The 26,483-nt window shown below is 34.4% G+C and carries 26 protein-coding genes and 1 pseudogene; 7 read left to right on the top strand and 20 right to left on the bottom strand.

The genetic code is table 11. The features are described 5' to 3' along the window. From RTL21_RS10030 to RTL21_RS10015, 4 genes and pseudogenes are all read right to left on the bottom strand, one after another. A partial coding sequence (locus tag RTL21_RS10030; RefSeq protein ID WP_312095740.1) for a DEAD/DEAH box helicase occupies positions 1–354 on the bottom strand: 354 nt, incomplete at its 3' end. Between the two features lie 267 nt (positions 355–621). After that, a pseudogene (locus tag RTL21_RS10025) lies at positions 622–699 on the bottom strand (YjcZ family sporulation protein); the annotation flags it as partial. Between the two features lie 116 nt (positions 700–815). Beyond that, the gene (locus tag RTL21_RS10020) at positions 816–923 is read right to left on the bottom strand and encodes a YjcZ family sporulation protein (protein WP_312095739.1); all 108 of its coding nucleotides are present in this window, start codon (positions 921–923) and stop codon (positions 816–818) included. Positions 924–1,061: 138 nt separating this feature from the next. Next, positions 1,062–1,340, bottom strand: coding sequence for a hypothetical protein (locus RTL21_RS10015; RefSeq protein WP_312095738.1), 279 nt, complete (start codon positions 1,338–1,340; stop codon positions 1,062–1,064). Positions 1,341–1,697: 357 nt separating this feature from the next. Between RTL21_RS10015 and RTL21_RS10010 the strand changes: the two genes are divergently transcribed. Continuing rightward, positions 1,698–2,426 carry a ZIP family metal transporter gene (locus tag RTL21_RS10010; protein ID WP_312095737.1) on the top strand — a complete coding sequence of 243 codons (729 nt, stop codon included), beginning with the start codon at positions 1,698–1,700 and terminating at the stop codon, positions 2,424–2,426. Between the two features lie 71 nt (positions 2,427–2,497). Here the strand turns inward: RTL21_RS10010 and RTL21_RS10005 are convergent, their stop codons facing one another. Further along, positions 2,498–3,325 (bottom strand): formate/nitrite transporter family protein, encoded by an 828-nt coding sequence (locus RTL21_RS10005; protein ID WP_312095736.1) that lies wholly within the window; start codon positions 3,323–3,325, stop codon positions 2,498–2,500. A 180-nt stretch (positions 3,326–3,505) separates the two neighbouring features. Further along, on the bottom strand, positions 3,506–3,640 hold the full coding sequence (locus RTL21_RS10000; protein ID WP_312095735.1) for a hypothetical protein: 135 nt from the start codon (positions 3,638–3,640) through the stop codon (positions 3,506–3,508). Positions 3,641–4,315: 675 nt separating this feature from the next. Here RTL21_RS10000 and RTL21_RS09995 point away from each other — a divergent pair. After that, positions 4,316–5,935, top strand: a complete 1,620-nt coding sequence (locus RTL21_RS09995) for an ABC-F family ATP-binding cassette domain-containing protein (protein ID WP_312095734.1) — start codon at positions 4,316–4,318, stop codon at positions 5,933–5,935. 307 nt (positions 5,936–6,242) lie between these two features. On the opposite strand, the gene RTL21_RS09990 is transcribed toward RTL21_RS09995, so the two are convergent. Both RTL21_RS09990 and RTL21_RS09985 read right to left on the bottom strand, forming a co-directional pair. Further along, complete coding sequence (locus RTL21_RS09990; protein WP_312095733.1) at positions 6,243–7,394, bottom strand: D-alanyl-D-alanine carboxypeptidase family protein; 1,152 nt, start codon at positions 7,392–7,394, stop codon at positions 6,243–6,245. A 158-nt stretch (positions 7,395–7,552) separates the two neighbouring features. Beyond that, positions 7,553–8,506: a lysylphosphatidylglycerol synthase domain-containing protein gene (locus tag RTL21_RS09985; RefSeq protein ID WP_312095732.1), complete on the bottom strand. Its 954-nt coding sequence runs from the start codon at positions 8,504–8,506 to the stop codon at positions 7,553–7,555. Between the two features lie 523 nt (positions 8,507–9,029). Between RTL21_RS09985 and pflB the strand changes: the two genes are divergently transcribed. After that, on the top strand, positions 9,030–11,273 hold the full coding sequence (gene pflB, locus RTL21_RS09980; protein ID WP_312095731.1) for a formate C-acetyltransferase: 2,244 nt from the start codon (positions 9,030–9,032) through the stop codon (positions 11,271–11,273). A gap of 97 nt (positions 11,274–11,370) precedes the next feature. Continuing rightward, complete coding sequence (gene pflA, locus RTL21_RS09975) at positions 11,371–12,114, top strand: pyruvate formate-lyase-activating protein (protein WP_312095730.1); 744 nt, start codon at positions 11,371–11,373, stop codon at positions 12,112–12,114. 424 nt (positions 12,115–12,538) lie between these two features. Here the strand turns inward: pflA and nadE are convergent, their stop codons facing one another. From nadE to RTL21_RS09960, 3 genes are read right to left on the bottom strand one after another with little or no spacing between them, the layout of a single operon-like run. Beyond that, positions 12,539–13,363, bottom strand: a complete 825-nt coding sequence (gene nadE / locus RTL21_RS09970; protein ID WP_312095729.1) for an ammonia-dependent NAD(+) synthetase — start codon at positions 13,361–13,363, stop codon at positions 12,539–12,541. 12 nt (positions 13,364–13,375) lie between these two features. After that, positions 13,376–14,836, bottom strand: a complete 1,461-nt coding sequence (locus RTL21_RS09965; protein WP_312095728.1) for a nicotinate phosphoribosyltransferase — start codon at positions 14,834–14,836, stop codon at positions 13,376–13,378. A gap of 25 nt (positions 14,837–14,861) precedes the next feature. After that, the gene (locus RTL21_RS09960; RefSeq protein WP_312095727.1) at positions 14,862–15,401 is read right to left on the bottom strand and encodes a cysteine hydrolase family protein; all 540 of its coding nucleotides are present in this window, start codon (positions 15,399–15,401) and stop codon (positions 14,862–14,864) included. A gap of 437 nt (positions 15,402–15,838) precedes the next feature. Between RTL21_RS09960 and RTL21_RS09955 the strand changes: the two genes are divergently transcribed. Both RTL21_RS09955 and yidC read left to right on the top strand, forming a co-directional pair. Then, positions 15,839–16,135: a hypothetical protein gene (locus RTL21_RS09955; protein WP_312095726.1), complete on the top strand. Its 297-nt coding sequence runs from the start codon at positions 15,839–15,841 to the stop codon at positions 16,133–16,135. Between the two features lie 29 nt (positions 16,136–16,164). Beyond that, a complete protein-coding gene (gene yidC / locus RTL21_RS09950) occupies positions 16,165–16,953 on the top strand; it encodes a membrane protein insertase YidC (protein ID WP_312095725.1) in 789 nt (262 codons plus the stop codon). Between the two features lie 78 nt (positions 16,954–17,031). On the opposite strand, the gene RTL21_RS09945 is transcribed toward yidC, so the two are convergent. The 9 genes from RTL21_RS09945 to RTL21_RS09905 all read right to left on the bottom strand — a co-directional run bounded on the left by RTL21_RS09945 (position 17,032) and on the right by RTL21_RS09905 (position 25,493). Further along, positions 17,032–17,394, bottom strand: coding sequence for a fluoride efflux transporter FluC (locus RTL21_RS09945; RefSeq protein ID WP_312095724.1), 363 nt, complete (start codon positions 17,392–17,394; stop codon positions 17,032–17,034). Further along, the gene (locus RTL21_RS09940; RefSeq protein WP_312095723.1) at positions 17,387–17,767 is read right to left on the bottom strand and encodes a fluoride efflux transporter FluC; all 381 of its coding nucleotides are present in this window, start codon (positions 17,765–17,767) and stop codon (positions 17,387–17,389) included. Before RTL21_RS09940 ends, RTL21_RS09945 begins: the two co-directional genes overlap by 8 nt. Positions 17,768–17,938: 171 nt before the next feature. Beyond that, the gene (locus RTL21_RS09935) at positions 17,939–18,142 is read right to left on the bottom strand and encodes a DUF6501 family protein (protein WP_312095722.1); all 204 of its coding nucleotides are present in this window, start codon (positions 18,140–18,142) and stop codon (positions 17,939–17,941) included. Between the two features lie 71 nt (positions 18,143–18,213). Beyond that, positions 18,214–18,414, bottom strand: coding sequence for a hypothetical protein (locus tag RTL21_RS09930; RefSeq protein ID WP_312095721.1), 201 nt, complete (start codon positions 18,412–18,414; stop codon positions 18,214–18,216). Between the two features lie 91 nt (positions 18,415–18,505). Continuing rightward, a complete protein-coding gene (locus tag RTL21_RS09925) occupies positions 18,506–18,901 on the bottom strand; it encodes a gamma-glutamylcyclotransferase family protein (RefSeq protein ID WP_312095720.1) in 396 nt (131 codons plus the stop codon). Between the two features lie 120 nt (positions 18,902–19,021). Continuing rightward, a complete protein-coding gene (gene odhB, locus RTL21_RS09920) occupies positions 19,022–20,281 on the bottom strand; it encodes a 2-oxoglutarate dehydrogenase complex dihydrolipoyllysine-residue succinyltransferase (protein WP_312095719.1) in 1,260 nt (419 codons plus the stop codon). A gap of 19 nt (positions 20,282–20,300) precedes the next feature. Continuing rightward, on the bottom strand, positions 20,301–23,123 hold the full coding sequence (gene sucA / locus RTL21_RS09915) for a 2-oxoglutarate dehydrogenase E1 component (RefSeq protein ID WP_312095718.1): 2,823 nt from the start codon (positions 23,121–23,123) through the stop codon (positions 20,301–20,303). A 298-nt stretch (positions 23,124–23,421) separates the two neighbouring features. Beyond that, complete coding sequence (locus RTL21_RS09910) at positions 23,422–24,813, bottom strand: sensor histidine kinase (protein WP_312095717.1); 1,392 nt, start codon at positions 24,811–24,813, stop codon at positions 23,422–23,424. Next, on the bottom strand, positions 24,810–25,493 hold the full coding sequence (locus tag RTL21_RS09905) for a response regulator transcription factor (protein WP_312095809.1): 684 nt from the start codon (positions 25,491–25,493) through the stop codon (positions 24,810–24,812). Before RTL21_RS09905 ends, RTL21_RS09910 begins: the two co-directional genes overlap by 4 nt. 838 nt (positions 25,494–26,331) lie before the next feature. Here RTL21_RS09905 and RTL21_RS09900 point away from each other — a divergent pair. Then, positions 26,332–26,483: H-type small acid-soluble spore protein (locus tag RTL21_RS09900; RefSeq protein WP_312095808.1), on the top strand; the 152-nt coding region annotated here is incomplete at its 3' end.

The raw sequence follows: 26,483 nt of genomic DNA, 5'->3' as shown, positions 1-26,483 counted from the left end.
CAGCCGTTCTGGCGCAATATATAGTAATTTATAATAACCATTTTTTATGTCAGCTACTCTATCCTGTACTTCATTATTATGTAATGTACTATTAATGAAAGTAGCGGGAATTCCAACTTCTGTTAAAGTATCCACCTGATCCTTCATTAGTGAAATCAACGGTGAAATTACAACTGTTAACCCTGGTAAAAGCATTGCAGGGACCTGATAACAAATGGATTTCCCTCCACCAGTCGGCATGATTCCAACAACATTTTCACCATTTAACAAAAGCTGAATAATATCTTCTTGACCTTTTCTAAAATCGTCGTATCCAAAGTATTCTTTTAAAATACTGCGAGCCTTATCCATCATCACTACTATCTCCCCACTTTATTCCGTGCGTTTCTTTAAGCCATTGTATCATTAATCCAGCATATTTTGAATGAGTCAATAAAAAGCAAAGGCTGTTTACTAGAAGTTTGTTGTTTCCAATAGGGAAAAACATTCAAACGATAGATAAAGAATGTTGCATCTAACAAGCAGCCTGATTATACCTTCTATAAAAATAGTTCCGTATAGTCAGACTGCCATTTTAGATTTTAATGTTGTTTTCAAAAACCAATTATCTTGTTGTACTTCCTATAGCCAAGCTGCTCCAACAATGATTAATAGAATGAATAATACGACAATCAATACAAATCCATTGCCATAACCGCCACAAGAAGCTACTGGTGCTGTTGCAACTGGTGCAGCATAACCGCATCCACAAGAATTATAACCATATCCTCCATAACCGTAACTCATTTATAAAACACTCCTTTTTTCTATCTTTGTTAATATGCGAATCCAACGTAACTAGAACCTACAATTATTAATAAAATGAATAGTACTACTAGTAGAGCGAATCCTCCACCGAAACCAACTTCTGGGCCACCACTCATTTATTCCACCTCCCTCATACACATAAGCATCTTATGAGTCAAGAGATTGTCCTGTATGGGCACTCACAAAAAAAGATAAAATAAGTTTGAATTATGTAGGAAGATCCCTTCCTTAAAGGAATCTTTCGGCTTGATTTATTAAAAGAATGGAATAAAAGCCAATGCAGCAATTAAACCTAATGAAACACCTATTGCAGCAGCACCCCAGCCCCAACCCCAGCCAGGTCCGTAACCACGTCTAAATCCATATCCAAACCCACCATAACTTCTTCGATTTCCGCCAATTGGTCTAATATAGACTTTATTTGAAGTAACCCGATCAATTATTCCTGTATGAACCTCCCCACTATGAGTTCGGATTCGTACACATCTTCCGACACTTTTAGAACATTGATGATAAAATTTATTAGCAGACATTTAATACACCTCCAACCATTAATCCCTAATATCCTATGTACAAGTATCAAAAAAGTATGGACAACTATCTTGAAGAAGGAGCGGATATTTTGCTCAATCATATGATTCAAGGAAATATAATAAAAAAAGCTTACCCCATAAACTTATTTTTTTCGTAAAATAGTCAATTATTGACGGTATGAATGCATAATCCTCAATAGAAATGTAAATAATTTAGAGTAATTTCTTCATTAGTGGGTATAAGAAAATAGGAAAAAACGCACCATTTTTATTTATTTTTTCTCAATAATAAGAATACGGGATAATGGAAGTTCCCCCTTATAGGAGATGTAATGAAGAAAAAAGGAGTTTTTCAATATGCTAGAAGCAGCAATGTGGGGAGCAATTGCAAGCTTTTCATTACTTATCGGTTCAATTACAGGATTATTTCTTACGATTCCAAAAAGAATTATTGCCTATTTAATGGCATTAGGAACAGGTATTTTGATAGGCGCTTCTTCTTTTGAACTTTTAATAGAATCTGTACATGAAAGTGGGATATTAACAACTGCCATCACATTTTTAGCAGGAGCCTGTTTATTTACCTTTATTGAAATTTTTCTTTATCAAAAAGGTGGTTCTAATCGCAAACGTTCCAATAAAAATCCAGAGGGGCATTCTGGTATGGCAATTTATATTGGTACATTAATGGATGCAATTCCAGAATCAATAATTATTGGCTTAACCTTGCTTTATACACATAAAGTGGATGTCCTATTTTTAATTGCGATTTTTATCAGTAACTTTCCAGAATCTTTATCGTCAACAGTCGGACTAAAAAAAGACCAATATTCCAACAAGAGAATTTTGACATTGTGGAGCAGCGTCATTGTCATTTCAGCTATTAGTAGCTCCTTTGGTTTTTTATTTCTGGAAAATGCATCCCCAATGATGCTCTCTGGTATTCAGTCATTTGGAGCTGGTGGATTAATTGCGATGGTTTGCTCGACTATGCTTCCCGAAGCATTTGAACAAGGAGGACCTACCGTAGGATTTGTTACATGTGTTGGACTAATTTTTTCTTTAAGCATGAGTCATCTGGGATAGCGACTGTCAAAAAACATAATTTTAATATTTTTCGACAGTCCTCCAAGTCGCGGATTAATAAAAATCTTTTATTATTTTGCTATCGATCTTGTAGTAGCTACATGTAAAGGCGTATCTTCGCCTTTTCTTTTTTTCTTCGGAAAAATATATAGGTTTAACGCACCGACAAAGAATGCTCCCCCTACAATGTTTCCGATTGTAACTGGTATTAGATTGTGTAAGGCATTGGCTACGGTAATTGTTTCTGGATGAGGAACAATTAGAGAAATAGAGAAAAGAGCCATATTAGCCACACTATGCTCATATCCTGAAATCATGAAGGAAAATACAATTAATAATGTTGCAATTATTTTCCCGACATCCCCTTTAATATTCATCGGTATCCAGATAGCCAAGCAGACTAACCAGTTACAAAGAATCCCTCTAATAAATAGTTCTACCGTTGTAGCACTCATTTTTGAATTGGCAACATCCATAAGCCAGGTTGTTTTAGGCGCTAAACTAAATAATCCTGAGTAATAAATCAATAATGCAAAAAATAACGCACCAATCAAATTACCAAAATAAGTAGTAACCCAATTATAAATAGTATCCTTCCAACTAGTTGCTCCAGACAAGGTGCTCATTGCAAAAGCCATTGTGTTCCCAGTAAATAATTCTCCGCCGCCATATGAAATAAGTACTAGGGCCAATCCAAAAAATAAACTGGTCATCATATACGTCGCAGGAGAATGAACATCAAAAAAGGGCTGTGCTAAACGATAGCATAACATTAAAGCAAAGCCGATATATATTCCTGCTAAAATAGCTTTTACAAAATAGCGTAAAAAGGATTCATCAATTGTTTCTTTCTTTTTTATCGCATAGTTTATTGCTTTATCGATTGGGTGTATATCCATTGTGATACCTTCCTTTCTGTATATATTAATTATACAAAAGGAAAAATAAATTACATTGTGAAAAAATGAACATTTTATAACAATTCCTAATTACGCACATAACACCCAATACTTTTTTCTATGTCATTACGATATACTATGTAATTTTTCCTAGACCCACTCTAATGGAACATTATTTTCCTAATGTGTCGTCGTTGTTAATTTATTATTCTGTTGAATCGCTACCGAAAACTGAGATCTTGGCTTTGTAAAGCTAATTTTGATACCGGATTTTTTCATTTTATTAACCAAATCAACTAGCTGTTTTTTAGCCATATTAACTACTCCTTTACTTCTCATAATAGTTTTAGTGTACTAGAAATTTATGAAGAAATTATGAACAAACCATAAATAAATTTAGTCATTATTGTTTTTGCGCTATATAAACTGATAACAATATAATACGTTCTTCATTATACATTCTATCCACGGAAAGAAAACCCTTTATTTTTTGATTATTTTTTACCCTATCTTTCTATTATCGTAAACATTATGCCTTTTTTCCATCAGGCATTTTTCATATTTTTGTTCCTATTGAAGTTTTTATTAACCTTTATAGCTCTATTTGCAATTTTAGTGGAACTTGTTTTGTAATTTGGATTGATAAGCCATCTTAAACTTCTAAAAGTGCTCCTATTAATAGAAGAATGTGTTCATAAAGTTGGTCGCTAGAAGTGAACAGTCTTTATCTACTCTCCTGACCACGAACAACTTTTTAGCCTCTTTGACTCGATTATTGGTCTTCCCTTCTTCGTTTAAACGCCGAGTCCATTACCGGTATTCAGCCTGCACAGAACTTCTGTAAAAATTCATTTCCTATAAAAATAACAATTACAATGTAAGAAATTAATAGAAAGAACAGGTTTCCTATATAAGATTTACGAAAATAATTAGCTCTTCCATTCTAATAATGGTATAATTTTAAGGATATTGTAGTTTGGAGGATTATAAATGATAACAGTTACGAATGTAGGTCTTCGATATGGTGATCGTAAATTATTTGAAGATGTTAATATTAAATTTACACCTGGAAATTGCTATGGCTTGATTGGAGCAAATGGTGCTGGAAAGTCTACTTTCCTAAAAATACTTTCTGGTGAGCTAGAGGCACAATCAGGAAATGTTTCTTTAGGACCTGGGGAAAGACTTGCTGTTTTAAAGCAAAATCATTTTGAATACGAAGAGCATGAAGTACTTAAAGTAGTAATCATGGGTCATACAAGATTATATGAAGTGATGCAGGAAAAAGATGCCATTTATATGAAAGAAAATTTCACGGATGAAGATGGTATGAAAGCAGCTGAACTTGAAGGAGAATTCGCTGAATTAAATGGTTGGGAAGCAGAATCAGAGGCAGCTATTCTTTTAAAGGGTTTAGGAATTGGCGAAGATCTTCATTATAAAACAATGGCTGAATTAAATGGTTCAGATAAAGTTAAGGTTTTACTTGCTCAGGCTCTTTTCGGTGAACCTGATGTTCTTCTCCTGGATGAGCCTACTAACCACCTTGATATCAATGCGATTAAGTGGCTAGAAGAATTTTTAATCAACTTTGAAAATACTGTCATCGTTGTTTCCCATGACAGACATTTCTTAAATAAAGTTTGTACACATATTGCGGATTTAGATTTCAGCAGAATTCAAATTTATGTTGGTAACTATGATTTCTGGTATGAATCCAGTCAATTAGCTGCTAGAATGGCAAACGATGCAAATAAAAAGAAAGAAGAAAAAATCAAAGAGCTTCAAAACTTTATTGCTCGTTTTAGCGCAAATGCTTCTAAATCCAAACAAGCAACTTCTAGAAAGAAATTGCTAGATAAAATTTCGTTAGATGACATTAAACCATCATCTAGAAAATACCCATATGTTGCATTTACTCCTGAGCGAGAAATCGGTAATGACTTATTAAGAGTGGAGAACCTTTCGAAAACAATTGATGGAGTAAAAGTTCTTGATAATGTAAGCTTTATTATGAATAAGGATGATAAAATTGCGCTTGTTGGTCCAAATGAATTAGCAAAAACAACGCTTTTCCGTATTTTAGCAGGCGAATTGGAGCCAGATAGCGGTACTTATAAATGGGGAGTTACTACTTCTCAAAGTTACTTCCCAGCTGAAAACTCGGAGTATTTTAGCGGAGAGGATGCTACTCTTGTAGACTGGCTACGTCAATATTCTCCAAATGACCAAACAGAAAGCTTCTTAAGAGGATTTTTAGGACGCATGCTGTTCTCAGGGGAAGAAGTATTGAAAAAGCCTAGCGTTTTATCCGGTGGTGAAAAAGTTCGTTGTATGTTATCTAAAATGATGTTGAGTGGAGCCAATGTTCTTCTATTAGATGAGCCAACAAACCACTTAGATTTAGAGTCCATCACCGCTTTAAATAATGGATTAATTAACTTTAAAGGTTCATTAATTTTCACTTCTCATGACCATCAATTTGTGTCAACGATTGCGAACCGTATTATAGAGATTACGCCAAATGGGCTTGTGGACAAACAAATGAATTATGATGAGTATTTAGAAGACACCGAACTTCAAAAAAATATTGTAAGTATGTATAAATAAGTAAGAAGAAAACCGGGAACACCCCGGTTTCAGACTGTAAACATTCTCCCCTGAAATTTGAGGGTTGTTTACGGTCTTTTTTTGTTCTTTCCTCTATTCTGCCGCTAGAGTCACGACTCTAGGGTGAACTTCGCTGTCCATATTTAGACTTTCTCGCCGCTATAGGAGCCTCACCTCTCTGTCCCGTTCAACATCCTTTTATACAAATAATACTTCAGTAAGCATCATTATCTATATCTATAGAGAAAGTTTCAGAAAAAAATAGAACCAGAATAAAAGTATTCTGATCCCATTTTGCCAACAAACTTTAACGTTTGATAGCCCTTCTTTTCATAATATATACAAAACCTAAAGCGAACGGTATGCCAATGACAACACCTGGAAGCGAGGACTTTTTCTCTTCTCTTTCCACTTCTTTTGAGATATCCTCTTTAAATGTTTCCTCTGCCGGCATTACTTTTGCTAATTGTATAGACTGTAGGATATCTCCATTAGCATTTTCAATCATCAACAGACCCGAAGAAGTTATTTCTTCCTCCCCTTTTGTCCGAGGAACAGTAATTATCTCTTCTTTTGTCGTTTCATAAGTTGTCCCATTAACAAAAAATGACTTTCCCGCTGGAATCTCTTTATGTGTATATTGATCAAATCCAAAGTCTAATAGTTCCTTCGTGTCACTATATACATCTCGCTTATAATTCCCTTTTAAAACAATGGCAATTAAATGTAACTCCCCATTTTCAGCAGTTGTAGCCAATGTTTGTTTCGATTCATTAACAAAGCCAGTTTTTCCACCAGTTACTTTATCATATGGTCTAGACCCATTTACCATTTGGTGGTGACTTACCAATGTGGTATCCCAAGATAAACCATCCCACTTTAATTCACTCGTTCCAAATATTTCTCTAAAAGTTGGGTTTTGCATAGCGTATTGGGTGATTAATGCTAGATCATTAGCAGTTGTGTAATGATCTTTATGAAAAAGACCATTTGGGTTTTTAAAATGCGTGGAATGAACATCTACTTTTTCTATTAAAAACTGATTAATATTTTTTTCAAACACATCAATGGAGCCATCGAGATATTCTGCGATTGCTACTGCAGCATCATTTCCAGAATTGATTAACATTCCATCAATAAGATGTCTTAACGTTACTTGCTCTCCTTGTTCTAAGTAAACCCTTGTCCCTTCCGTTGAATAAGCCTTCTCACTAACCGTAATAATATCATCTAGATTTCCTTTTTCAATTGCATAAATTGCTGTTGCTATTTTTGTTAAACTCGCAGGATACATTTTTTCATATCCATTTTTTTCATATAATACTGCTCCAGTATCACTATCCAATAAGAAAACTGACTCACTTAAAAGTTCAAGTTCCCTATTCTCTTTAGCATTACTTATCATAGGAAAACTAAATAATAGTAATATGAAACATATTGCAATGGTCGTTTCCCTCATTTTCCCCCACCTATTATGTTCTATGTTTAAATACCATGACTATTGTACCAGATAATTTAGAATAATAAAGGACAAATGGAATTTTGTCACAAAAATGAAATCCTTCTGTATTTTTAACAATAACTATTCCAATATACATTTACTTTAAGAAGAAGAGCTTATTCACTAGATAAATCCCTTAAAAAGGCTGCTGCATTTTTCTTTAAATTTTTGCCAATCTCCATCCAGAAAAGAAATAATGCGATTAAAAATGGAAGGAGATAATAGCCGACACGATATAAAAATAGTACAATCAGCATCTGCTCTGATTCCACCCCTAAAGATTCCATTCCCCATAAGAATACTAATTCAAATGAGCCCATCCCACCTGGAATCATACTAATAATTCCAGTGCACGCAGCAACTAAAAAGAGTAAGAAGAAATCACCAACAGTTACCGGAAGTTCAATTATTTTTGCGATAAAATATAAATATGCAAATAAGAAAATCCATTCTAATAGTGATACACATGTCAAACCGATAATCTGATTCCGGTCAAAAACAAAGCTACCAAATTTTACTTTCTTATAGCTAACCATTAAAACGGGGAAGATTAAACCAACAGCGACAATAGCAACAAATACCCAGATATGCTCTTCTATTAAATTCAATCTTCTACTATAAAGAATAGCAATCCATGCTAATAAGCTAATTCCTGTTAAATAAAATAATGTAATAACAGCAATGCCTTTAAACAGCTTCTTTCGATCGGTTTCATATTGTTTATAAAAATAATTGCGTAAAGCAATGCCTATTAGTCCACCAAAACCAATTAAATTGGAAAAAGAATTGCTTATAAATGAATATTTTCCAACTTCTGCAAAAGGTATATCCTTCTTTAAATGCTTCACAAGAAAAAAATCGTAAAAGAACATCGGCAAAGTTGCCATAAATCCACTCAATACAATATAAAACAAACTATGAAAAGGAATGATTTGTAAGTATCGATAAATAAGATCCAGATCTGTTGAATGAATCATATTAATTATTTCTCGTAAAATGATGATAAATATAACAATCGGTAGGAGTATCTTAGCCACATTAATCCAGATTTCTTTCTTTCTTTTTGACATATTTACCACCCCCTTACACTTAATTGAAGGAATACTAGTAATTGAGATATAAAATTTATCATACCTTAGATCGTTCGAGAAGAAAAAGAACATTTTCAAACTTTTTCTTTTAGACTGTTTTCACATAAGTATGTTGCTAATTAACCTAAATCTTTAAAGCTAAATCGTTTCTTATCTATCAATAGTATGGTCAAAATGAAATTCAGTATTCTATTAAAAGGAAAACTTCTCCTTTTCCTATTACATACATTATTTGAATCGCGATACTATTGTATAACAGTTTGATAAATGCCAATAAAATTTATATAACAGTTTTATTAGTTATTGTCTATTCTCCTCCCTCTCCCCCTCAATATTATCTGCCAAAAACCGTTGATACAATTGGTGTTCACATTTACGACACAGAATATTCGCAAGATGTACACATTTATTGTGAAATACATCACACTAAATCTGTTATAGTTAAAACAGAAAGAAAAAAGCATTCTGTTATATATTTTTATTAAATTATGAGGTGATTATAATGGAAAAAGTTGAAACAACTAATTATTGGGAAGGCTTTAAAAATGGAACATGGCAAAAAGAAGTAAATGTTCGTGACTTCATCTTAAAAAACTTTAATCCTTATTATGGCGATTCTACATTTTTAGCAGGTCCAACATTAGAAACAACGCAATTATGGGACCAAGTAATGGAATTAAGTAAATTAGAAAGAGAAAGAGGCGGCGTATACGATCTAGATACAGATATCGTATCAACGATTACTTCTCACGGTCCTGGTTACTTAGATAAAGCAAAAGAAAAAGTTGTTGGGGTTCAAACGGATGTACCTTTCAAACGTTCTTTCCAACCTAATGGCGGTATCAGAATGGCTGTTCAAGCTTGTGAATCTTATGGCTATAAAGCAGACGAAGAATTAGAAAAATTCTTTAGTGAACATCGTAAGACTCATAATGCTGGGGTATTTGACGCCTACACAGATGAAATGCGATTAGCAAGAAAAGCTGCTATTATCACTGGTCTTCCAGATGCTTATGGCCGTGGAAGAATCATTGGTGACTACCGTCGTGTTGCATTATACGGAGTTGATTTCTTAATCAATGAAAAACAAAAAGACAAACGAGCAACAAGTTCTGTTATGAGTGAAGAAACAATCCGATTAAGAGAAGAAGTTTCTGAACAAATTCGTGCATTACACGAACTAAAAGAATTGGGCGCAAGCTACGGATTTGATTTATCAAGACCTGCAGTAAATGCTCAAGAAGCATTCCAATGGGTATATCTAGGCTACCTTGCAGCAATCAAAGAACAAAACGGTGCAGCAATGAGCTTAGGACGTGTATCTACTTTCTTAGATATTTATGTAGAAAGAGATTTAGAAAACGGCACTTTAACAGAAAAAGAAGCTCAAGAAATTGTTGATCACTTTATTATGAAGCTTCGTCTTGTAAAATTTGCACGTACACCTGACTATAATGAATTATTCAGTGGAGATCCAACATGGGTAACAGAATCTATTGGTGGTATGGCGAATGACGGAAGACCTTTAGTAACAAAAAACTCATTCCGCTTCCTTCATACATTAGATAACTTAGGTCCTGCGCCTGAGCCAAACTTAACGGTTCTTTGGTCTACTCAATTACCTGAGAACTTTAAAAAATTCTGTTCACAGATGTCTATTCAAACAAGTGCTATCCAATATGAGAATGATGATATCATGAAACCTCAATGGGGTGATGATTACGGTATAGCATGCTGTGTTTCAGCAATGGAAATCGGTAAACAAATGCAGTTCTTCGGCGCACGCGCAAACCTTGCAAAATGTCTATTATATGCAATAAATGGTGGTAAAGATGAGAAGCTAAAAATCCAAGTTGGCCCAAAATTCTCTCCTATCACTTCTGAATATCTAGACTATAAAGAAGTAACGGAAAAATTCGATAACATGATGGAATGGTTAGCTGGACTTTATATTAACACATTAAATGTTATCCACTATATGCATGACAAATACAGTTATGAAAGAATTGAAATGGCTCTTCATGACACAGAAATCTTACGTACAATGGCTACTGGTATCGCAGGATTAAGTGTTGTTGCTGACTCATTAAGCGCTATTAAACATGCGAAAGTAAAAGTTATTAGAGACGAAAATGGTCTTGCTGTAGATTTTGAAACAGAAGGCGATTTCCCTAAATACGGTAACAATGATGATGCAGTTGATAGCATTGCTGTTGGAATTGTTGAAAGCTTTATGAAAAAATTACGTAAGCATCAAACATATCGCAATTCTATGCATACTATGTCTATCTTAACTATCACTTCTAACGTAGTGTATGGTAAGAAAACTGGTAACACACCAGATGGTCGTCGTGCTGGTGAACCATTTGCACCAGGAGCTAACCCAATGCATGGACGTGATACAAAAGGAACTTTAGCATCCCTATCTTCTGTTGCTAAATTACCTTACGATTATTCATTAGATGGTATTTCAAATACATTCTCTATTGTACCGAAAGCACTTGGTAAAGAAGAAGATGTACGTGTAAATAATTTAGTATCGATTCTAGATGGCTATGCAACAAAAGCTGGTCACCACTTAAATGTTAACGTATTTAACAGAGAAACTTTATTAGATGCAATGGAACATCCAGAATTGTATCCACAATTAACTATTCGTGTATCTGGATACGCTGTTAACTTTATTAAATTGACTCGCGAACAACAACAAGACGTTATAAGCCGTACTTTCCACGAATCTATGTAACAAAAGGTTGGTCGAGGGATATTTCACAATCCCTCTTCCCTTCTTCTTACAGTATTACTTCAAAGATCCACGGCTCAATTATAAGGAGGATATAATCATGAACGGCAATATACATTCAATTGAAACGTTTGGAACGGTAGATGGTCCTGGTATTCGCTATGTAGTGTTTACGCAAGGCTGCTTACTTCGCTGCCAATTTTGTCATAACGCAGACACTTGGGAAATTGGTACAGGAAAGCAAATGTCTGTTACGGACATTATCAATGATTTGAAAACATACCTTCCTTTTATCGAACCTTCGGGTGGAGGTATTACTGTAAGTGGCGGGGAACCATTATTGCAGATTCCCTTTTTAATCGAACTTTTTAAAGAATGCAAAAAACTCGGCATTCATACAACCATTGACTCTTCTGGCGGTTGTTATTCAAAAGCACCTACTTTTCAAGCGCAGTTAGATGAATTAATGGAATATACAGATTTAGTTTTACTCGATTTAAAACATATCGACCGTAAAAAGCATATTAAACTAACTGGGATGGGCAATGATCATATTTTAGATTTTGCTACCTATTTATCCAATAAAAGAATCCCTATTTGGGTCAGACATGTATTAGTTCCAACCATTAATGATACGGAAGAAGATTTAACAAGATTAAGCGATTTTATTGCAACATTAGAAAACGTTGAGAAAATCGATATCCTTCCCTACCACAAATTAGGTGTGTATAAATGGGAAACACTAGGTCTTGAATATCCATTAAAAGGAATTGAACCACCTACACAAGAATCAGTTGATTTTGCTCATAGCATTCTTTATAGAAACCACGAAAAATTCGCTTAAAAAAAGAGAACCAAGACTGTTAAAGATGTCTTGGTTCTCTTTTTTTAGCAAAGGGATAGATAATACGATAGTTTAAGACTAAATAAAAGCTATCATAACCCACACACAAATGCAGTATTTCCTATAACTATAACATAATCCTAATCTTTTATGGAAAGCATATTAAGCCTCAGCTGGTGTAGTACCTGCTTCTTCTTCACCAACAGTAATACTGAAATCTGCATTAAACGGAATGTTTAAAATAGTAACAGTTAAATCAAAGCCTAAAATTGTAAAGGGCATATTGTTCACCTCTTTTCTATAAGAAGTCAACAAGCAATTCTAGCCTTTTTATTGCTTGTCCTTTCCATATAGAATATGAAAAGGACAAGATTTCGACTGTGTAAATATACATATTTCCAGAAATATAAACGAATAACTATATTTATTCTTTCCACCACGCATCAAACATAGATACTGGAACTTGTCGCTTATGCTCAGTCACTAAATAACGCGATTCTATTTTTTCAGCAACCTCTGAACTTACTTCTTTTCCTTCTAAATAATCATCTAGTTGATCATAAGTAATGCCAAGTTCTGTTTCATCAGCTTGTCCTGGTTTATTATCTAATAAATCTGCTGTAGGAACCTTTAGATAGATCGCTTCTTCCGCATTTAATTCTTTTAATAATTGCTTCCCTTGTCTTTTTGATAAACCTGTTAAAGGAAGAATATCCGCACCGCCATCCCCATATTTCGTAAAGAAACCTGTAACAGCTTCAGCCGCATGATCTGTACCAATTACTAATAAATTCTCCTGACCTCCAATTGCATATTGTGCAATCATCCGCATTCTAGCCTTTACATTTCCTTTATGGTAATCCGATAATGGCGTTTCACTCATCCCATCAAATACTTCTTTTACACCATCAACTGGAGTTTTTACATTAAAAACGTATTCTTTATCTGCTTTTATAAATTCTAACGCACGTTTAGCATCTGCTTCATCTGCCTGTACACCATATGGTAGTCTTACCGCAATAAATGTTGCGTCATAGCCTTCCTCGCGTAATTGTTCCACAGCAAGCTGCGCTAATTTCCCCGCTAAAGATGAATCCTGCCCACCGCTGATTCCTAATACAAAACCTTTTGCTTTTGCCTTTTTTGCATAATCCTTTAAAAATTGGACTCTTTTTTCAATTTCCTGTTTCGAATCAATTTCAGGTTGGACATTTAAATCCCTCATAATTTTTTGTTGTAAGCTACGCATCGTTTTTCCTCCTCATTTTCGATTTTGAATAGATACTTTTACCTTCTCTAAAAGATTCATTTTATTTTCCCAACATAACGGACTTAAATCTACAGGATATTCTTCTGGATTTAAGGAACGCTTATATTCATCCCAAAGTATTTCTAAACTTTGCTCTGAATATTTTTGAATAGTAAAGATATCCGGGGATTCGTATACTAACTTACCATCTTTAAAGATATCTTGGTGAATATCAACGGCTGTAAAATTGGTAACGAATTTACTAATATACGTATGGGTCGGATGGAACATCTTTAAGCGCTCTTCCGTTTCTGGATGTTCAGATTCTAAACAAATATAATCCCCTTCTGACTTCCCATTTATATCATTTATAATTCGATATACCCTTTTTAACCCAGGGGTAGTCACTTTTTCTGGATTCCCACTAATCTTAATTGTGTCTTGCATCTTACCATCTTCATCTTCAATGGAAACGAGTTTATAAACGCCTCCAAGAGCTGGTTGATCATAGGCCGTAATTAATTTCGTGCCAATTCCCCATATATCGATTTTTGCACCTTGCGCTTTTAAATTAATAATCGTATATTCATCAAGATCATTACTTGCAACAATTTTTGTGTCTGGAAATCCTGCTTCATCAAGCATTTTCCTTGCTTCTTTCGATAAATACGCAAGATCTCCACTATCTAAACGAATACCACGAAAATTAATGCTGTCTCCTAATTCCTTCGCCACTCGAATCGCAGTTGGTACACCTGAACGCAAAGTATCATAGGTATCCACTAAAAATACACAGTCTTTATGCCGTCTTGCGTATTTATGAAAAGCAATATACTCCTCATGGTAAGCCTGAATCATAGAATGCGCATGTGTTCCAGAAATCGGTATACCAAATAGCTTCCCTGCTCTGACATTCGAAGTCGAACTAAAACCACCGATAAAAGCTGCTCTCGTTCCCCAAAGGGCAGCATCTAACTCATGAGCACGTCTGCTTCCAAACTCCATTGCTACTTCATTACCAATTACATTTTTAATCCTTGATGCTTTTGTAGCAATTAATGTTTGGTAATTCACAATGTTTAAAATAGCAGTCTCTACAATTTGCGCTTGAGCAAGAGGTGCTTCAATTCTCATTAATGGTTCATTCGCAAAAACAACTTCTCCTTCTGCTACAGAACGAAGACTCCCAGTAAAACGTAAATCTTTTAAATAAGCAAGAAAATCCTCTTTGAAGCCTTCTTGTCGTAAGTATTTAATATCGTCGTCTGAAAAATACAGATTCTCTAAATACTGAATAACTCTCTCAAGTCCTGCAAAAACAGCATAGCCATTATGAAATGGTAATTTTCTAAAATATACTTCAAAGACTGCATTCTTTTCTGCGATGCCGTCTTCCCAGTATGTTTCAGCCATATTAATTTGATATAAATCGGTATGTAACATTAAACTGTCATCTTTATAATTAAAACTCATTATTGTCCTCCTGCAACCCTTACGACTAAAGGATCCTTGCTCCTAGTACATTTTTAAAGTGTTCCAATGCCCATTGATGGCCAATTCCATTAAAACTTGCCACAGCATTTTCGTATATATGGATATTATACCCATGATTATAAGCGTCAACAGCAGTATGCAGTACACATATATCTGTACAGACACCCACTAGATATATATCTTTAATCGATCTTTCTTGTAATTTTATATGTAAGTCTGTGCCTGCAAAAGCACTATATCTAGTCTTATCCATCCAATAAACATTGGTTAAATCTTTATGGATCTCATATATTTTTTGAAGCTTTCCATACAAATCTCTTCCCTTTGTTCCAGCTAGATTATGAGGTGGGAAAAGCTTAGACTCTGGATGATATGGATCATCTAACGTATGCAAATCGATTGCAAACACGGTATAGTCTCCATTTTCGATAAAATTCTGTGTTATTTTCACTATTTCTTTTTCTATCGCAATGCCAGGTTCTCCGCATGGTAGATTGCCTTCTACAAAGTCAAAGGTGTAATCAATATTAATTAGAGCTTTCATTAAATCCCCCCTTTATTTTTCACCAAATGTTTTAAGACGATTTCGCACAGTTTATTTCTACCTGAATAAGGAAGATAATTTCTTCAAAGGATTGATTTCTCCTACATTTTTTAGAAGATATCTCACATATCGTCTCAAAAGATCCCATTACATTTCAGTTAGTTGCAAACCTTATTTTTAGAAAACACTTTGAATTATATTTAAACTATCCTTTATTATACCATTCATTTTATTTTTTCCTATTGTAAATACTTAATTCTTCTGATTTTATTAAAATATGCATTTCTTCTTGCCAGATATATGAGAAGAAATTACTTCAATAATTGTCATAAAACTTTCTTATTCTCTTTAAAATTCTACTATATTCCCAGTTGCAAATTGCTTTTCATCACAGCTTTCGATATAATTTTATTGTTCACTAATAATGAGGTGTATAAATGATTGATTTATTATTAGACTTTACGTTTTTTCCTAGTTATCAAACGGTTTATTATACGTTTTTAGTAGGTCTAGTACTGAAATATTTATGGGATTGGAATATAAAGACAACGGTTCAACAGGAGTTCTTTGCTACAGAACAGCGTTTGTCTTTAGATATTTCGATCACAACGATAAATATGAATGTTCAAAAATATAATACTCCTATTTTGCACTGGATTGTTAAAAATATCCGTAAAAGAATAGAGAGCTCTCACGATGATCCTGAGAAACCAAATTCCTCCATTGTTATCTAAAAATCAACTAACAATTTGGAGGAATTATATTGAAGAAATTATCTAGAAATACTTTATTAATTATGCTATTAGGTTTATCAACTTTTCTTTTAAGTGCTTGTTCAACATCCACAACTGGAAAGAATGATGGGTTTTTCCATAAAATATTTGTAGAACCTTTCATCACTATTATTCATGGGACGGCTGATGTCTTTGTTGGCAGTTATGGTCTTGCGATTATTCTGATTACACTAGTTATCCGTTTAGTCCTCATGCCATTAATGCTGAAACAATATAAAAATCAGCAGCAAATGAAAGTAAAGATGGAAATGATTAAACCTGAAATGGACGCCATCCAGAAAAAAATAAAAAGCACTAAAGATCAAAAAGAACAACAAAAACTTCAAATGGAAATGATGGATTTATACAAAAAGAATAACATTAATCCTTTGAATATTGGTTGTCTTCCTATGCTGATTCAAATGCCGATTCTAATGGGGTTCTATTATGCGATTCGTGGTTCCCAAGAAATCGCTGCACATTCCTTCTTATGGTTTAATTTAGGTCATTCCGACCTTATCTTAACTGCATTAGCAGGAATCGTATATTATCTGCAGTTTAGAGTATCACAAAGTACAATGACACAAGAGCAGCAAAAACAAATGCGTATTATGGGACTTCTTTCACCTATAATGATTGTCATGGTATCTTTAAATGCACCGGCGGCTTTACCTCTTTATTGGACAGTCGGTGGTATATTCCTTATCTTCCAATCTATGCTAGGAAGAAAGCTATATCCTCCTCAACCGAATAATGCAAAAGTAGTTACAGAGAAATAATAATAAAGGACAAATTTCACGAATAGCTTTTTGTGAAATTTGTCCTTTTTAAGTTCATTATTTAGCAACACCTTTTTCTTATAAGAGTAAAGCTATTTCCCATCCTGCTAAGCAGAAAAGAATCCCACCTAAAAAGGTTCCTAAAATATAGATAAAAAAACTTCCTTTTTTCTTTGAGCGCAGCAAGGTTACAGCCTCAACAGCAAAGGTTGAAAAGGTTGTATATGCTCCTAAGAAGCCAACAGCTAATAAAAAATACACACTAGTATACACCTTCAAGCCTACTATTAGTCCTAATAGGAAGGAACCGCTAATATTTACAATCATAGTTGGATATGGCACAGCCATATGAATTCTTTTTTTCAATTCGTTTATAAGCGTAAACCGGCTGATGGCTCCAAGGAAACCACCAAGCCCGATAAATAGTAGGTTATTAAGCATTGGATCTACTCCACTTTCTTTCTCCCAATTTCAAGCCCATTGATGCAAAAACAAACCCAAATATAGCACTGCCAAGCACATACTCACATGCAAGCAAATAACTCCCTGCAGTTATTAAATTTACAGTATCCATACTAAGTGTTGATAGGGTTGTAAATGAGCCAATCATTCCTGTTCCAATAGCCGTTGCAAATTCTGATTTGATCCTTTGTTTTTTGATAATTGCGCTGGTGAACCACCCCAAAAGGAAAGAACCAATGATATTAATTACCAGTGTCTGTAATGGGAATTCGTGTGGAAAAGGAAATTGTCCAACTAGATATCTTATTATACTCCCTATCACACCGCCTAGCCCGACATAAATATAACTCATTTACTATTCATCCTTTTTCCTATTAATCAACTATTTAAGTAATAGTACATACATGGTAAATACAAAAAAGATGTCTTTTATGATCATAGTTATGTATAGGAGGGAACAGCTTCTTTCGATTTCATCCCCTCTTTACACAACTGGTATAATCATTTGAGACATCCTGTGTTCTTATATTGTTTGAAAGTAATCCTTGTAGAAACCGCCGACTTTACCTGAATTATCAATGACGAAGTAAAACTCCTCTGTTTCGTTCTTTACTTCGTATTCTTTTCCTACTGTTAATACTCTATTAACAATGTATTTGCTTGCATCGGTATGTATACACTTTACTTTTTTAATGGATTGTTTATTTTCCCAATTTTGATGTATCATTTCTTTGCTCCTTTCATTCTAGTACTATCCTAGTATAAAGGGAAACCGATACATAGTGCAACATGTTCTCCTTATGAAACTAAATTCACTTTTTCCTTTGCCATCCATGTGATCTTATTTCTTTCAAAAGTAAACCATTTTCCTGTGTCTGCTTGTAGAAAAGTCACATAGCAAACGCCGTTAATCCAATCTAAGCGTTTGAAATCCATTGCATAATAGGATGTATGATCATACTTGATAACATATAAATTATTATGTTCTTGAATATACATGCTATGACCTTCTTTCTATGGTGTCGATACTATTCTATACCACAGAAAAACGGTCCATTAAACCAAAAGATTATTATATTACAAATATTTTTTATGATGGATTGTTTCGATACGCTCGCCAACTTCCCTCTGTTATCTCATTTACTAACATTTTTTCTTGAATACAGATATAGACAAACGCCTGCCAAGAAGTGCTGTTCTTATACACTGTTACTGTCTTTCGTTCATAGAGATTATCCTTTCCATCCGGTTCATAATCTTCAAATTCATCAAGTACTGGCAATTCTTCTACTGGGACTACGTATAATTCACCAAATACTTTTTTATGGTCATCTATAATTAAAAAGGGATATTCTAAGCTAGCATCATATAATCTACCGTATATCCAGACATCCTCCGCAACACAAGAATAATTAGACAGCATATAATGATTCACTTCTCCTTTGAGCAAGGAACCATATACAAAAACTAGAACTGTTTCTTTCATGATATACTCCTTTCTTCATTCAACTAGCGGATTGAAAAAAACAGGAACAGTAATACAAACATAAAAATAATACAGGGAGTTTCTTATGTTAGAAACCCCTGTATTAATAGTAATCAATTATTAAGCTTCAAACAATAAGGATTCTGGATCTTCTAGTAATGCTTTAACTCGGGCTAAGAAGGTAACTGCTTCTTTCCCATCAATAATGCGATGATCATAGGACAATGCCAGGTACATCATCGGACGATTTTCCATTCTTTCTGCATCGATTGCAACAGGTCGCAGCTGAATTTTGTGCATTCCTAAAATTCCAACCTGTGGTCCGTTAAGGATTGGAGTGGATAACAAGGACCCAAACACACCACCATTTGTAATGGTAAAGGTGCCACCTTGTAAATCGCTTAAGGAAAGTTTATTGCTTCTTGCTTTACTAGCAAAATCTAAAATTTCTCCTTCAATCTCTGCAAAGTTTTTACGATCGGCATCTCTTAAGACTGGTACAACAAGCCCTTCGTCAGTTGATACAGCAATACCGATATCATAATATTTCTTTAAAACAATTTGATCACCTTGAATTTCTGCATTTAAGAGAGGTGCTTTCTTTAAAGCTGCTACTACAGCTTTTGTGAAGAAAGACATAAAACCAAGCTTTACATCATTCTCTTTTTGGAATGCGTCTTTACGACGATTTCTAAGCGCCATAACATTTGTCATATCTACTTCATTAAAAGTAGTCAGCATTGCTGTATTTTGTTTAACCTCTAATAAACGATTAGCAATGGTTTGTCTTCTTCTCGTCATTCTGACTCTTTCTACTCGATTATCTGTTTCAACAACAGGAGCTGCTTTTTCTGTTTTTGGAGCAGGAGCTTGCTGTGTCGGAGCTGATGATGCTGGCTTTTGCTCGTATGCCGCTACGTCCTGAGCTCTGACTCTTCCTAATGGGTCATTTGTTTGAACATTAGACAAATCAATTCCTCGTTCTCGAGCTAATTTACGAGCTGCTGGAGAAGCAATCGGACTTTGCTTCGTACCCGATACGTTTTCTTGCACCTTAGGCTGTTCTACTTTTGGAGATTCCGGTTTTCCTTCTACTACTGTTTTTTCTTCAACTACTTCAGCTGCCTTTGGTTGCTCAATTGCTCCTTGAGCATTTACAATCGCAATTGTTTCTCCAACTTGTACGGTGTCTCCTTCATTTGCTTTTAACTCCTGAATAACACCACTTTCTTCAGAAATAATTTCGACATTTACCTTATCTGTTTCTAGTTCAACAATATAGTCGCCCTTTTCCACGTATTCCCCTGTTTTCTTTAACCATTGCGCAACCGTTCCTTCTGTAATTGACTCAGCTAGTTCTGGTACTTTAATCTCTGCCATTTTAATTTTCCCCCTCAATTCATTCCATAGTCAATGCTTCATTTACAATTCTTGCTTGATCTTTACGATGAACATTTGGATCCCCTTCAGCAGGACTAGATCTTCTTCTTCTACCAACATATTGTAAGGAAATAGAGCTTGGAATTAATTTTCTAATTCTTGGTTCCATAAAACTCCATGCCCCCATATTTTTTGGTTCTTCTTGTACCCAAACAATCTCTTTTAAATTAGGAAAACGTTGGATTATTTCTGCTAGTCTCTCTTCTGGGAAAGGATAAATCTCTTCTACTCTCGCAAGATGAATCGCCTCAGAGTTTACAAGTTTTTTATATCCTTGATTCAAATCAATTGAGATTTTTCCTGTTGAGAGAACTAAACGAGTAACAGCTTCTAGATTTTCATTTGCATTTTCGACTTCTAAAATAGATTGGAACGCACCATCGTTGAATTCTAATCCACTTGAAGCAACTTCCGGATTACGTAATAAGCTCTTTGGCGTCATAATAACCAGTGGGCGCACTTCTTCTTTTTTAAGAATCGCTGCCTGTCTTCTTAAAATATGAAAGTATTGAGCAGAAGATGATAAATTTGCCACAGTCCAGTTATTTTCTGCTGCTAAAATTAAGAACCGTTCTAATCTAGCACTTGAATGCTCTGGTCCTTGCCCTTCATAGCCATGTGGAAGCAGCATAACTAACCCAGATTTTTGTCCCCATTTTGCTCTCCCTGCTGCAATAAATTGGTCAAACATAACTTGAGCAGCATTTGCAAAATCGCCAAATTGTGCTTCCCATAACACTAGCGTCTCTGGCGCATGGACATTGTAACCGTACTCAAATCCTAAGACGGAACCTTCTGACAATGGACTATTATGAACAGCGAAGGAAGCCTTTGCAGTTGATAAAGTATGCAACGGAGAATACTGCTCTCCTGTCAAATGGTCATGAAGCATAATATTGCGATGTGCAAATGTACCACGTTCTGAATCTTGACCAGAAAGGCGAATAGGTGTTCCATCCTCTAATATTGTAGCAAAAGCTAGCGTTTCTGCTAATGACCAATCGATTTTACCGTCACCCTCTAATGCATCATTTCTTCTTTTTAAAACCTTTCCTAATTTATCAAAAATTTGAAATTGAGGAGGATAAGAGAGCAACTCTTTATTAATTTGTTTTAATTGTTCAATCGGAACAGCTGTATTTATTTTCGGTAATTGTCGTTCCACAGAATTAGGTGGATTGGTTATGATTGGATCCTCATGCTGCTTCGGCACTCTTTCATGTGCTTCTTTTAATTTGCCAATCACTTCTTCTCTCATTTCCTTAACATCATTTTCTTGAATAACGTTTTCCATTACTAGCTTTTCACCATATAACTTAGTAATAGTCGGATGATCATGAATTAACTTGTACATTAATGGATTGGTTGTCATTGGTTCATCCATTTCATTATGGCCATATCTTCTATACCCGATTAAATCGATTAAAAAATCCTTTTTAAACGTTGCTCTATATTCACATGCGAGCTTCGCTGCTTTAATACAAGCCTCTGGATCATCAGCGTTGACATGAATAATTGGAATTTCAAATCCTTTTGCTAAATCACTAGCATATCGAGTAGACCTGGAATCAGTAGATTCCGTTGTAAATCCTATTGTATTATTTGCAATAATATGAATGGTTCCGCCAGTACGATAGCCCTTTAAACCTGTTAAATTTAATGTCTCAGAAACAATCCCTTGACCTGGAAAAGCTGCATCCCCATGTATTAAGAGAGCTAGAGACTTATTAGAATCCTCTTCTGGAAAGCCAGGTTTCGTTCTATCATCCTGTGATGCACGTGTGAATCCTTCTACTACCGCACCGACAAATTCAAGATGACTTGGATTATTAGCAAGTGTTAAGCGGACATTCGATACATTATTTGCCTTAATTTGTCTATCTAGTCCTAAATGATACTTAACATCTCCTGTCCATCCGAAGCTAATACCAATTGAGCCTTCTGAAGGAACTAATTGTTTATTAGGAGCATGCTGAAATTCAGAAAAGATCATTTCATAAGGCTTCTCTAATACATGTGCCAAAACATTTAATCGCCCTCTGTGTGCCATACCAATATTGATATTTTGCGCGCCATTTATGACCGATTCCGAAATAATTTCATCAATCATCGGTACCATTGCATCAAGACCTTCAATGGAAAATCTCTTTTGACCGACATACGTTCTATGTAAAAAACTTTCAAATTCTTCTACTTCTATTACTCGTTTTAATAGCTTTTTCTTTAATTCTTTATGACATGCTGGCTTTAGACTGCCTGATTCCACTTTTGCCTGAAGCCAATTCTTTTCTTCAATATCATTAACATGATAGTATTCAAATGCAATTGTCTTCGTATAAATATCTTTTAAATACTGAACAGCCTCATAACCATTTTTCACATGCTTTGGTGCATCTGGGCAAATTAACGAAGCTGGTATTTTTTCTAAATCCTCTTTTGTAAGATTAAAGCGAGAAAGTTCAAATAAATCATATTCCCGTCTATGATCATTTAAAGGATAAATATCCGCTGCTAAATGTCCATACGCTCTAATCTTATTCACCAATGTAACTGCCGCAATAATTTTTTCAACTTGAACTTCGGATTGTAGAGATAAATGACTTGTGCTAGTTTGTTCTTGGTTCTCAATAGGGGGGCCCCATTGATCAAAGTGCTTTTTCATTTCTTCATCAACTGAATTTGGATCTTGAACATATTGCTCATAAAGCTCCATTACAAGCCCTAAGTTTGGCCCGTAAAACTTTGGTTGGTATGAGACTGTACCATCAGATGGCTTCTCCATGAAAATTTCCCTCCACCACTTTTAATATCATTTTTATCTTCCCTTTGCTATTGCACAATACACCTTCTAGTGAAAAAACTTTTTTAAAACGTTTACATTACTATTCTATCATGGTTTAATTGCAGCTTCAAAAGTTTTACACATTTTTATAGTAAAAAAATTAAAAATATTTTTTATCGCATCTATCTTCGGAAAAAAAACAATCTTACAAGTATCTTATGCACTGATTGTCATTACATGACAAAGGAAAAAGGAAGTCCTAACCTTGTCTTCATTTAAGGTAGAACTTCCTTTTTTCCTATATAAGAAAGCGAACAATGACTTTTGTCCCTTGACCAACTTTACTTTTTATTTCAATTGTTCCTTTATACAATCCGACAATTTTCTTGGCAATCGCCAAACCAAGGCCAGTGCCACCCTGCTCTCTACTTCTTGCTTTATCCACTCGATAAAATCGATCAAACACCTTATCGATGTCCTCTTTTGGAATTCCGATTCCCCGATCGCTAATTTCAAGGACAAAATGATGGTCTGTTTCGAAAGTATGAAGAAAAATATTTTTTTCTTGGACAGAGTATTTCACCGCATTATCCAGTAATATAGTTGTAATTTGTTGTAAATGCTGTTCAGACACTTTATAAAGGTTTAGAGAATCAAGCTTTATTTGAAAGCTGAAATCTTGATGAAGCATTGTAAAATCTCGGATTGTGTGTTCTAATAACCATTTTACCCTTTCAGGTGTTAAGTCTGATTCTACTCTATTTTGTTCTAATCTTGATAAATCTAATAAACTGATAATCAATTTTTTTAATCTTGTGACTTCCTCAGTAGAAGCCTGAAGCGATTCTTCCAAAATATCCTGATTATTTTTCCCCCATCTATTTAGCATGGATAGATGGCCTTCTAACACAGAAACTGGTGTTCTAAGTTCATGGGAAGCGTCTTCAATAAATTGTTTTTGCTGCTGAAAAGACTGTTCAATCACATCCATCATCTCATTAAAAATAATCGTTAAATCGGAAATTTCATCTTTTTGAGGATAGACTGGCATTCGTTCCTTAAAACCTGTATTTTTAATTTTTTTCATTGTTTTCGTCATGGAATTGACTGGTCTCAATAATAAATAGGAAATGAAATAACCAATCAGGCCGCTTATTAACAAAGCTGCGAGCGCAAACATCGTCATAGCAAAGCGTAAATGCTCACGAACCTTATCGAAGGATTGCAGAGATCTTATAATTTCCACTCGTCCATTAAATACTGGCATTTGTATTTCCTTACTGTAAACTAATGAGTTCTGATCACCAATAGAAATATAATGAAATTGTTCGTCATTGTATAACCGATTTGGCTCAATAATGGGGAAATCACCATTCATATCAGAAAGAACTGCCTGTCCATCTTCATTAAGTACACGAATAAGCTGATTATTATTATTCAATTTTTCCAATAAGGATACTTTATCCTCAAGTGCTTCTTCCGAAAGCTCTTTTTCCTGCAAGGTTAATTGTTGGATTACTTGCTTCATCGCTTGTTTCATATCCGTTTCTTCCTGACTTAATAACCAAGAAGAAACAGTATGAAATTCAAAAAAAGAAAAAATAGAATAAGTTAAAAAAATGCTGAAGGATAATCCAAGTGTTAATTTCCACTTCCAAGGTAAAAGAGATATTTTTTTTATAAATTTCATCTCATCACATATCCTATTCCTCTGACCGTTTCTATATATACTTCTTGTCCCGTTGGATCAAGCTTGTTTCTTAAATACCTGACATATACATCAATCACATTTGTTTCTACTTCTGATTCATATCCCCATATTTTTTCTAACAAAACATCTCTCGATAAGACGATATTAATATTAGTCATAAACATATAGAGTAAATCGTACTCTCTTTTCGTTAAGGACAGAATCTCTTCGCCCTTTTTAGCAATATGCGATTCGACCTCAAGGGTAATATCTTTGTATGTTAACTTTGTCAATACTTGATTGGAAGGATTAGTTTGTGGATCGATTCTACGAAACAAGGCACGAATTCTAGCAAGGAGCTCCTCGATTGCAAAGGGCTTGATTAAATAATCATCTGCTCCGCTATCTAATCCGGATACTCTATCTAGAACACTATCTCGTGCTGTTATCATTAATATTGGGGTATTTTTTGTTTGCCGGAGCCTTCTGCATACCTCAATTCCATTTAATTCAGGTAGCATGAGATCTAATAAAATGATATCCCAATCTTCCTCTAATGCTTTTTGAAGACCGCTTCTACCATCTGAACAAACCTCTGTTTTATATCCTTCATACGTTAATTCTAATTCGATAAATCTCGATAGATTTTTTTCATCTTCAATAATCAAAACTTTTTTCATCATATCACGCTCTCTAATGTACATAGGCATCGTTAAGCGGAATGTTGAAATTTGATTAGAAAAGAAATTTCAACAAAACAGCTTTAACTTGCCTTAAGATATCTTATTTTATCATGTTAGAAGCATGATATCCAAAATTTACTGAAACAACAATTGATTAATCTTTTGAAAACATAGAATCCATAATTGCATGTGTCATTTCTACCAATTGAAATCCGAATAAAGATGCAGCAGTTACGGAACTAAATACGATCATTGCAATACGAAGAAAATGCATATTTCCTCTCTCCTTTACATTTGAACTTGTGCTGAGTGTAAAGATAAGATTTATTCTTTACCCCCTACTTAGCTTTTTTAAGCAACTAGTTTTACTTAAGTTAATAAGTTAAAAATCTTTTTCAATATGCTTAAATGAATAAACCAAATGGTATACCTCCTTTTGTAAAAAAGCATGAAAGAAACATTAAAATTTGATGAGAAGAAAAAATTAGGCATAAATTTTAAGGAATTCAGCCATTATAAAAATAGAATTATTTCGTTCTATAGACTAATTTTTCAAAAGCTATGATTATGAAAACAACTTTATTTATTGCCATTTCGTAAAGTAAAGTTACTATTACCAGCACTTGAATAATTTTTCCTATTTTAAAAAAATCTTTTAGAAAACAGACAATATTAAAAACCGAGAATGTAGCAAAATAAATCTGTCTCCTGAGGGAAAAAGTGTTCTAAAGTGAAATGAAACGTATCTATTTATACGTACAACATAATCGAAGAAAAATGTTTAAATTATTGTGTAAGCTCAAAGAATTATAAGGAATCTTTAGGAGGTTTAACATTGAATATTGGACGTGCGATTGAAATTATGAATGCTGCGGAAATTGTTGATGTTAGTTATCAGGGGGAAAGAGTAATTATCCAAAATGTGGATGAAAAAACGAAAAAGGCAAGAATTTATACGAAAGCTGATCCAGATCAAGAGCTAGACGT

This window comes from Niallia sp. (genome assembly GCF_031978665.1).
Lineage (GTDB): Bacteria > Bacillota > Bacilli > Bacillales > Cytobacillaceae > Niallia.
This window is presented reverse-complemented; position numbering and strand designations above follow the sequence as displayed.

Excerpts from the sequence above, each read along its gene's own strand:
- RTL21_RS10020 (WP_312095739.1), bottom strand. The coding sequence starts at position 923 with ATGAGTGGTGGCCCAGAAGTTGGTTTCGGTGGAGGATTCGCTCTACTA.
- RTL21_RS10015 (WP_312095738.1), bottom strand. The coding sequence starts at position 1,340 with ATGTCTGCTAATAAATTTTATCATCAATGTTCTAAAAGTGTCGGAAGA.
- RTL21_RS10010 (WP_312095737.1), top strand. The coding sequence starts at position 1,698 with ATGCTAGAAGCAGCAATGTGGGGAGCAATTGCAAGCTTTTCATTACTT.
- RTL21_RS10005 (WP_312095736.1), bottom strand. The coding sequence starts at position 3,325 with ATGGATATACACCCAATCGATAAAGCAATAAACTATGCGATAAAAAAG.
- RTL21_RS10000 (WP_312095735.1), bottom strand. The coding sequence starts at position 3,640 with ATGGCTAAAAAACAGCTAGTTGATTTGGTTAATAAAATGAAAAAATCC.
- RTL21_RS09995 (WP_312095734.1), top strand. The coding sequence starts at position 4,316 with ATGATAACAGTTACGAATGTAGGTCTTCGATATGGTGATCGTAAATTA.
- RTL21_RS09990 (WP_312095733.1), bottom strand. The coding sequence starts at position 7,394 with ATGAGGGAAACGACCATTGCAATATGTTTCATATTACTATTATTTAGT.
- RTL21_RS09985 (WP_312095732.1), bottom strand. The coding sequence starts at position 8,506 with ATGTCAAAAAGAAAGAAAGAAATCTGGATTAATGTGGCTAAGATACTC.
- pflB (WP_312095731.1), top strand. The coding sequence starts at position 9,030 with ATGGAAAAAGTTGAAACAACTAATTATTGGGAAGGCTTTAAAAATGGA.
- pflA (WP_312095730.1), top strand. The coding sequence starts at position 11,371 with ATGAACGGCAATATACATTCAATTGAAACGTTTGGAACGGTAGATGGT.
- nadE (WP_312095729.1), bottom strand. The coding sequence starts at position 13,363 with ATGCGTAGCTTACAACAAAAAATTATGAGGGATTTAAATGTCCAACCT.
- RTL21_RS09965 (WP_312095728.1), bottom strand. The coding sequence starts at position 14,836 with ATGAGTTTTAATTATAAAGATGACAGTTTAATGTTACATACCGATTTA.
- RTL21_RS09960 (WP_312095727.1), bottom strand. The coding sequence starts at position 15,401 with ATGAAAGCTCTAATTAATATTGATTACACCTTTGACTTTGTAGAAGGC.
- RTL21_RS09955 (WP_312095726.1), top strand. The coding sequence starts at position 15,839 with ATGATTGATTTATTATTAGACTTTACGTTTTTTCCTAGTTATCAAACG.
- RTL21_RS09945 (WP_312095724.1), bottom strand. The coding sequence starts at position 17,394 with ATGCTTAATAACCTACTATTTATCGGGCTTGGTGGTTTCCTTGGAGCC.
- RTL21_RS09940 (WP_312095723.1), bottom strand. The coding sequence starts at position 17,767 with ATGAGTTATATTTATGTCGGGCTAGGCGGTGTGATAGGGAGTATAATA.
- RTL21_RS09935 (WP_312095722.1), bottom strand. The coding sequence starts at position 18,142 with ATGATACATCAAAATTGGGAAAATAAACAATCCATTAAAAAAGTAAAG.
- RTL21_RS09930 (WP_312095721.1), bottom strand. The coding sequence starts at position 18,414 with ATGTATATTCAAGAACATAATAATTTATATGTTATCAAGTATGATCAT.
- RTL21_RS09925 (WP_312095720.1), bottom strand. The coding sequence starts at position 18,901 with ATGAAAGAAACAGTTCTAGTTTTTGTATATGGTTCCTTGCTCAAAGGA.
- odhB (WP_312095719.1), bottom strand. The coding sequence starts at position 20,281 with ATGGCAGAGATTAAAGTACCAGAACTAGCTGAGTCAATTACAGAAGGA.
- sucA (WP_312095718.1), bottom strand. The coding sequence starts at position 23,123 with ATGGAGAAGCCATCTGATGGTACAGTCTCATACCAACCAAAGTTTTAC.
- RTL21_RS09910 (WP_312095717.1), bottom strand. The coding sequence starts at position 24,813 with ATGAAATTTATAAAAAAAATATCTCTTTTACCTTGGAAGTGGAAATTA.
- RTL21_RS09905 (WP_312095809.1), bottom strand. The coding sequence starts at position 25,493 with ATGAAAAAAGTTTTGATTATTGAAGATGAAAAAAATCTATCGAGATTT.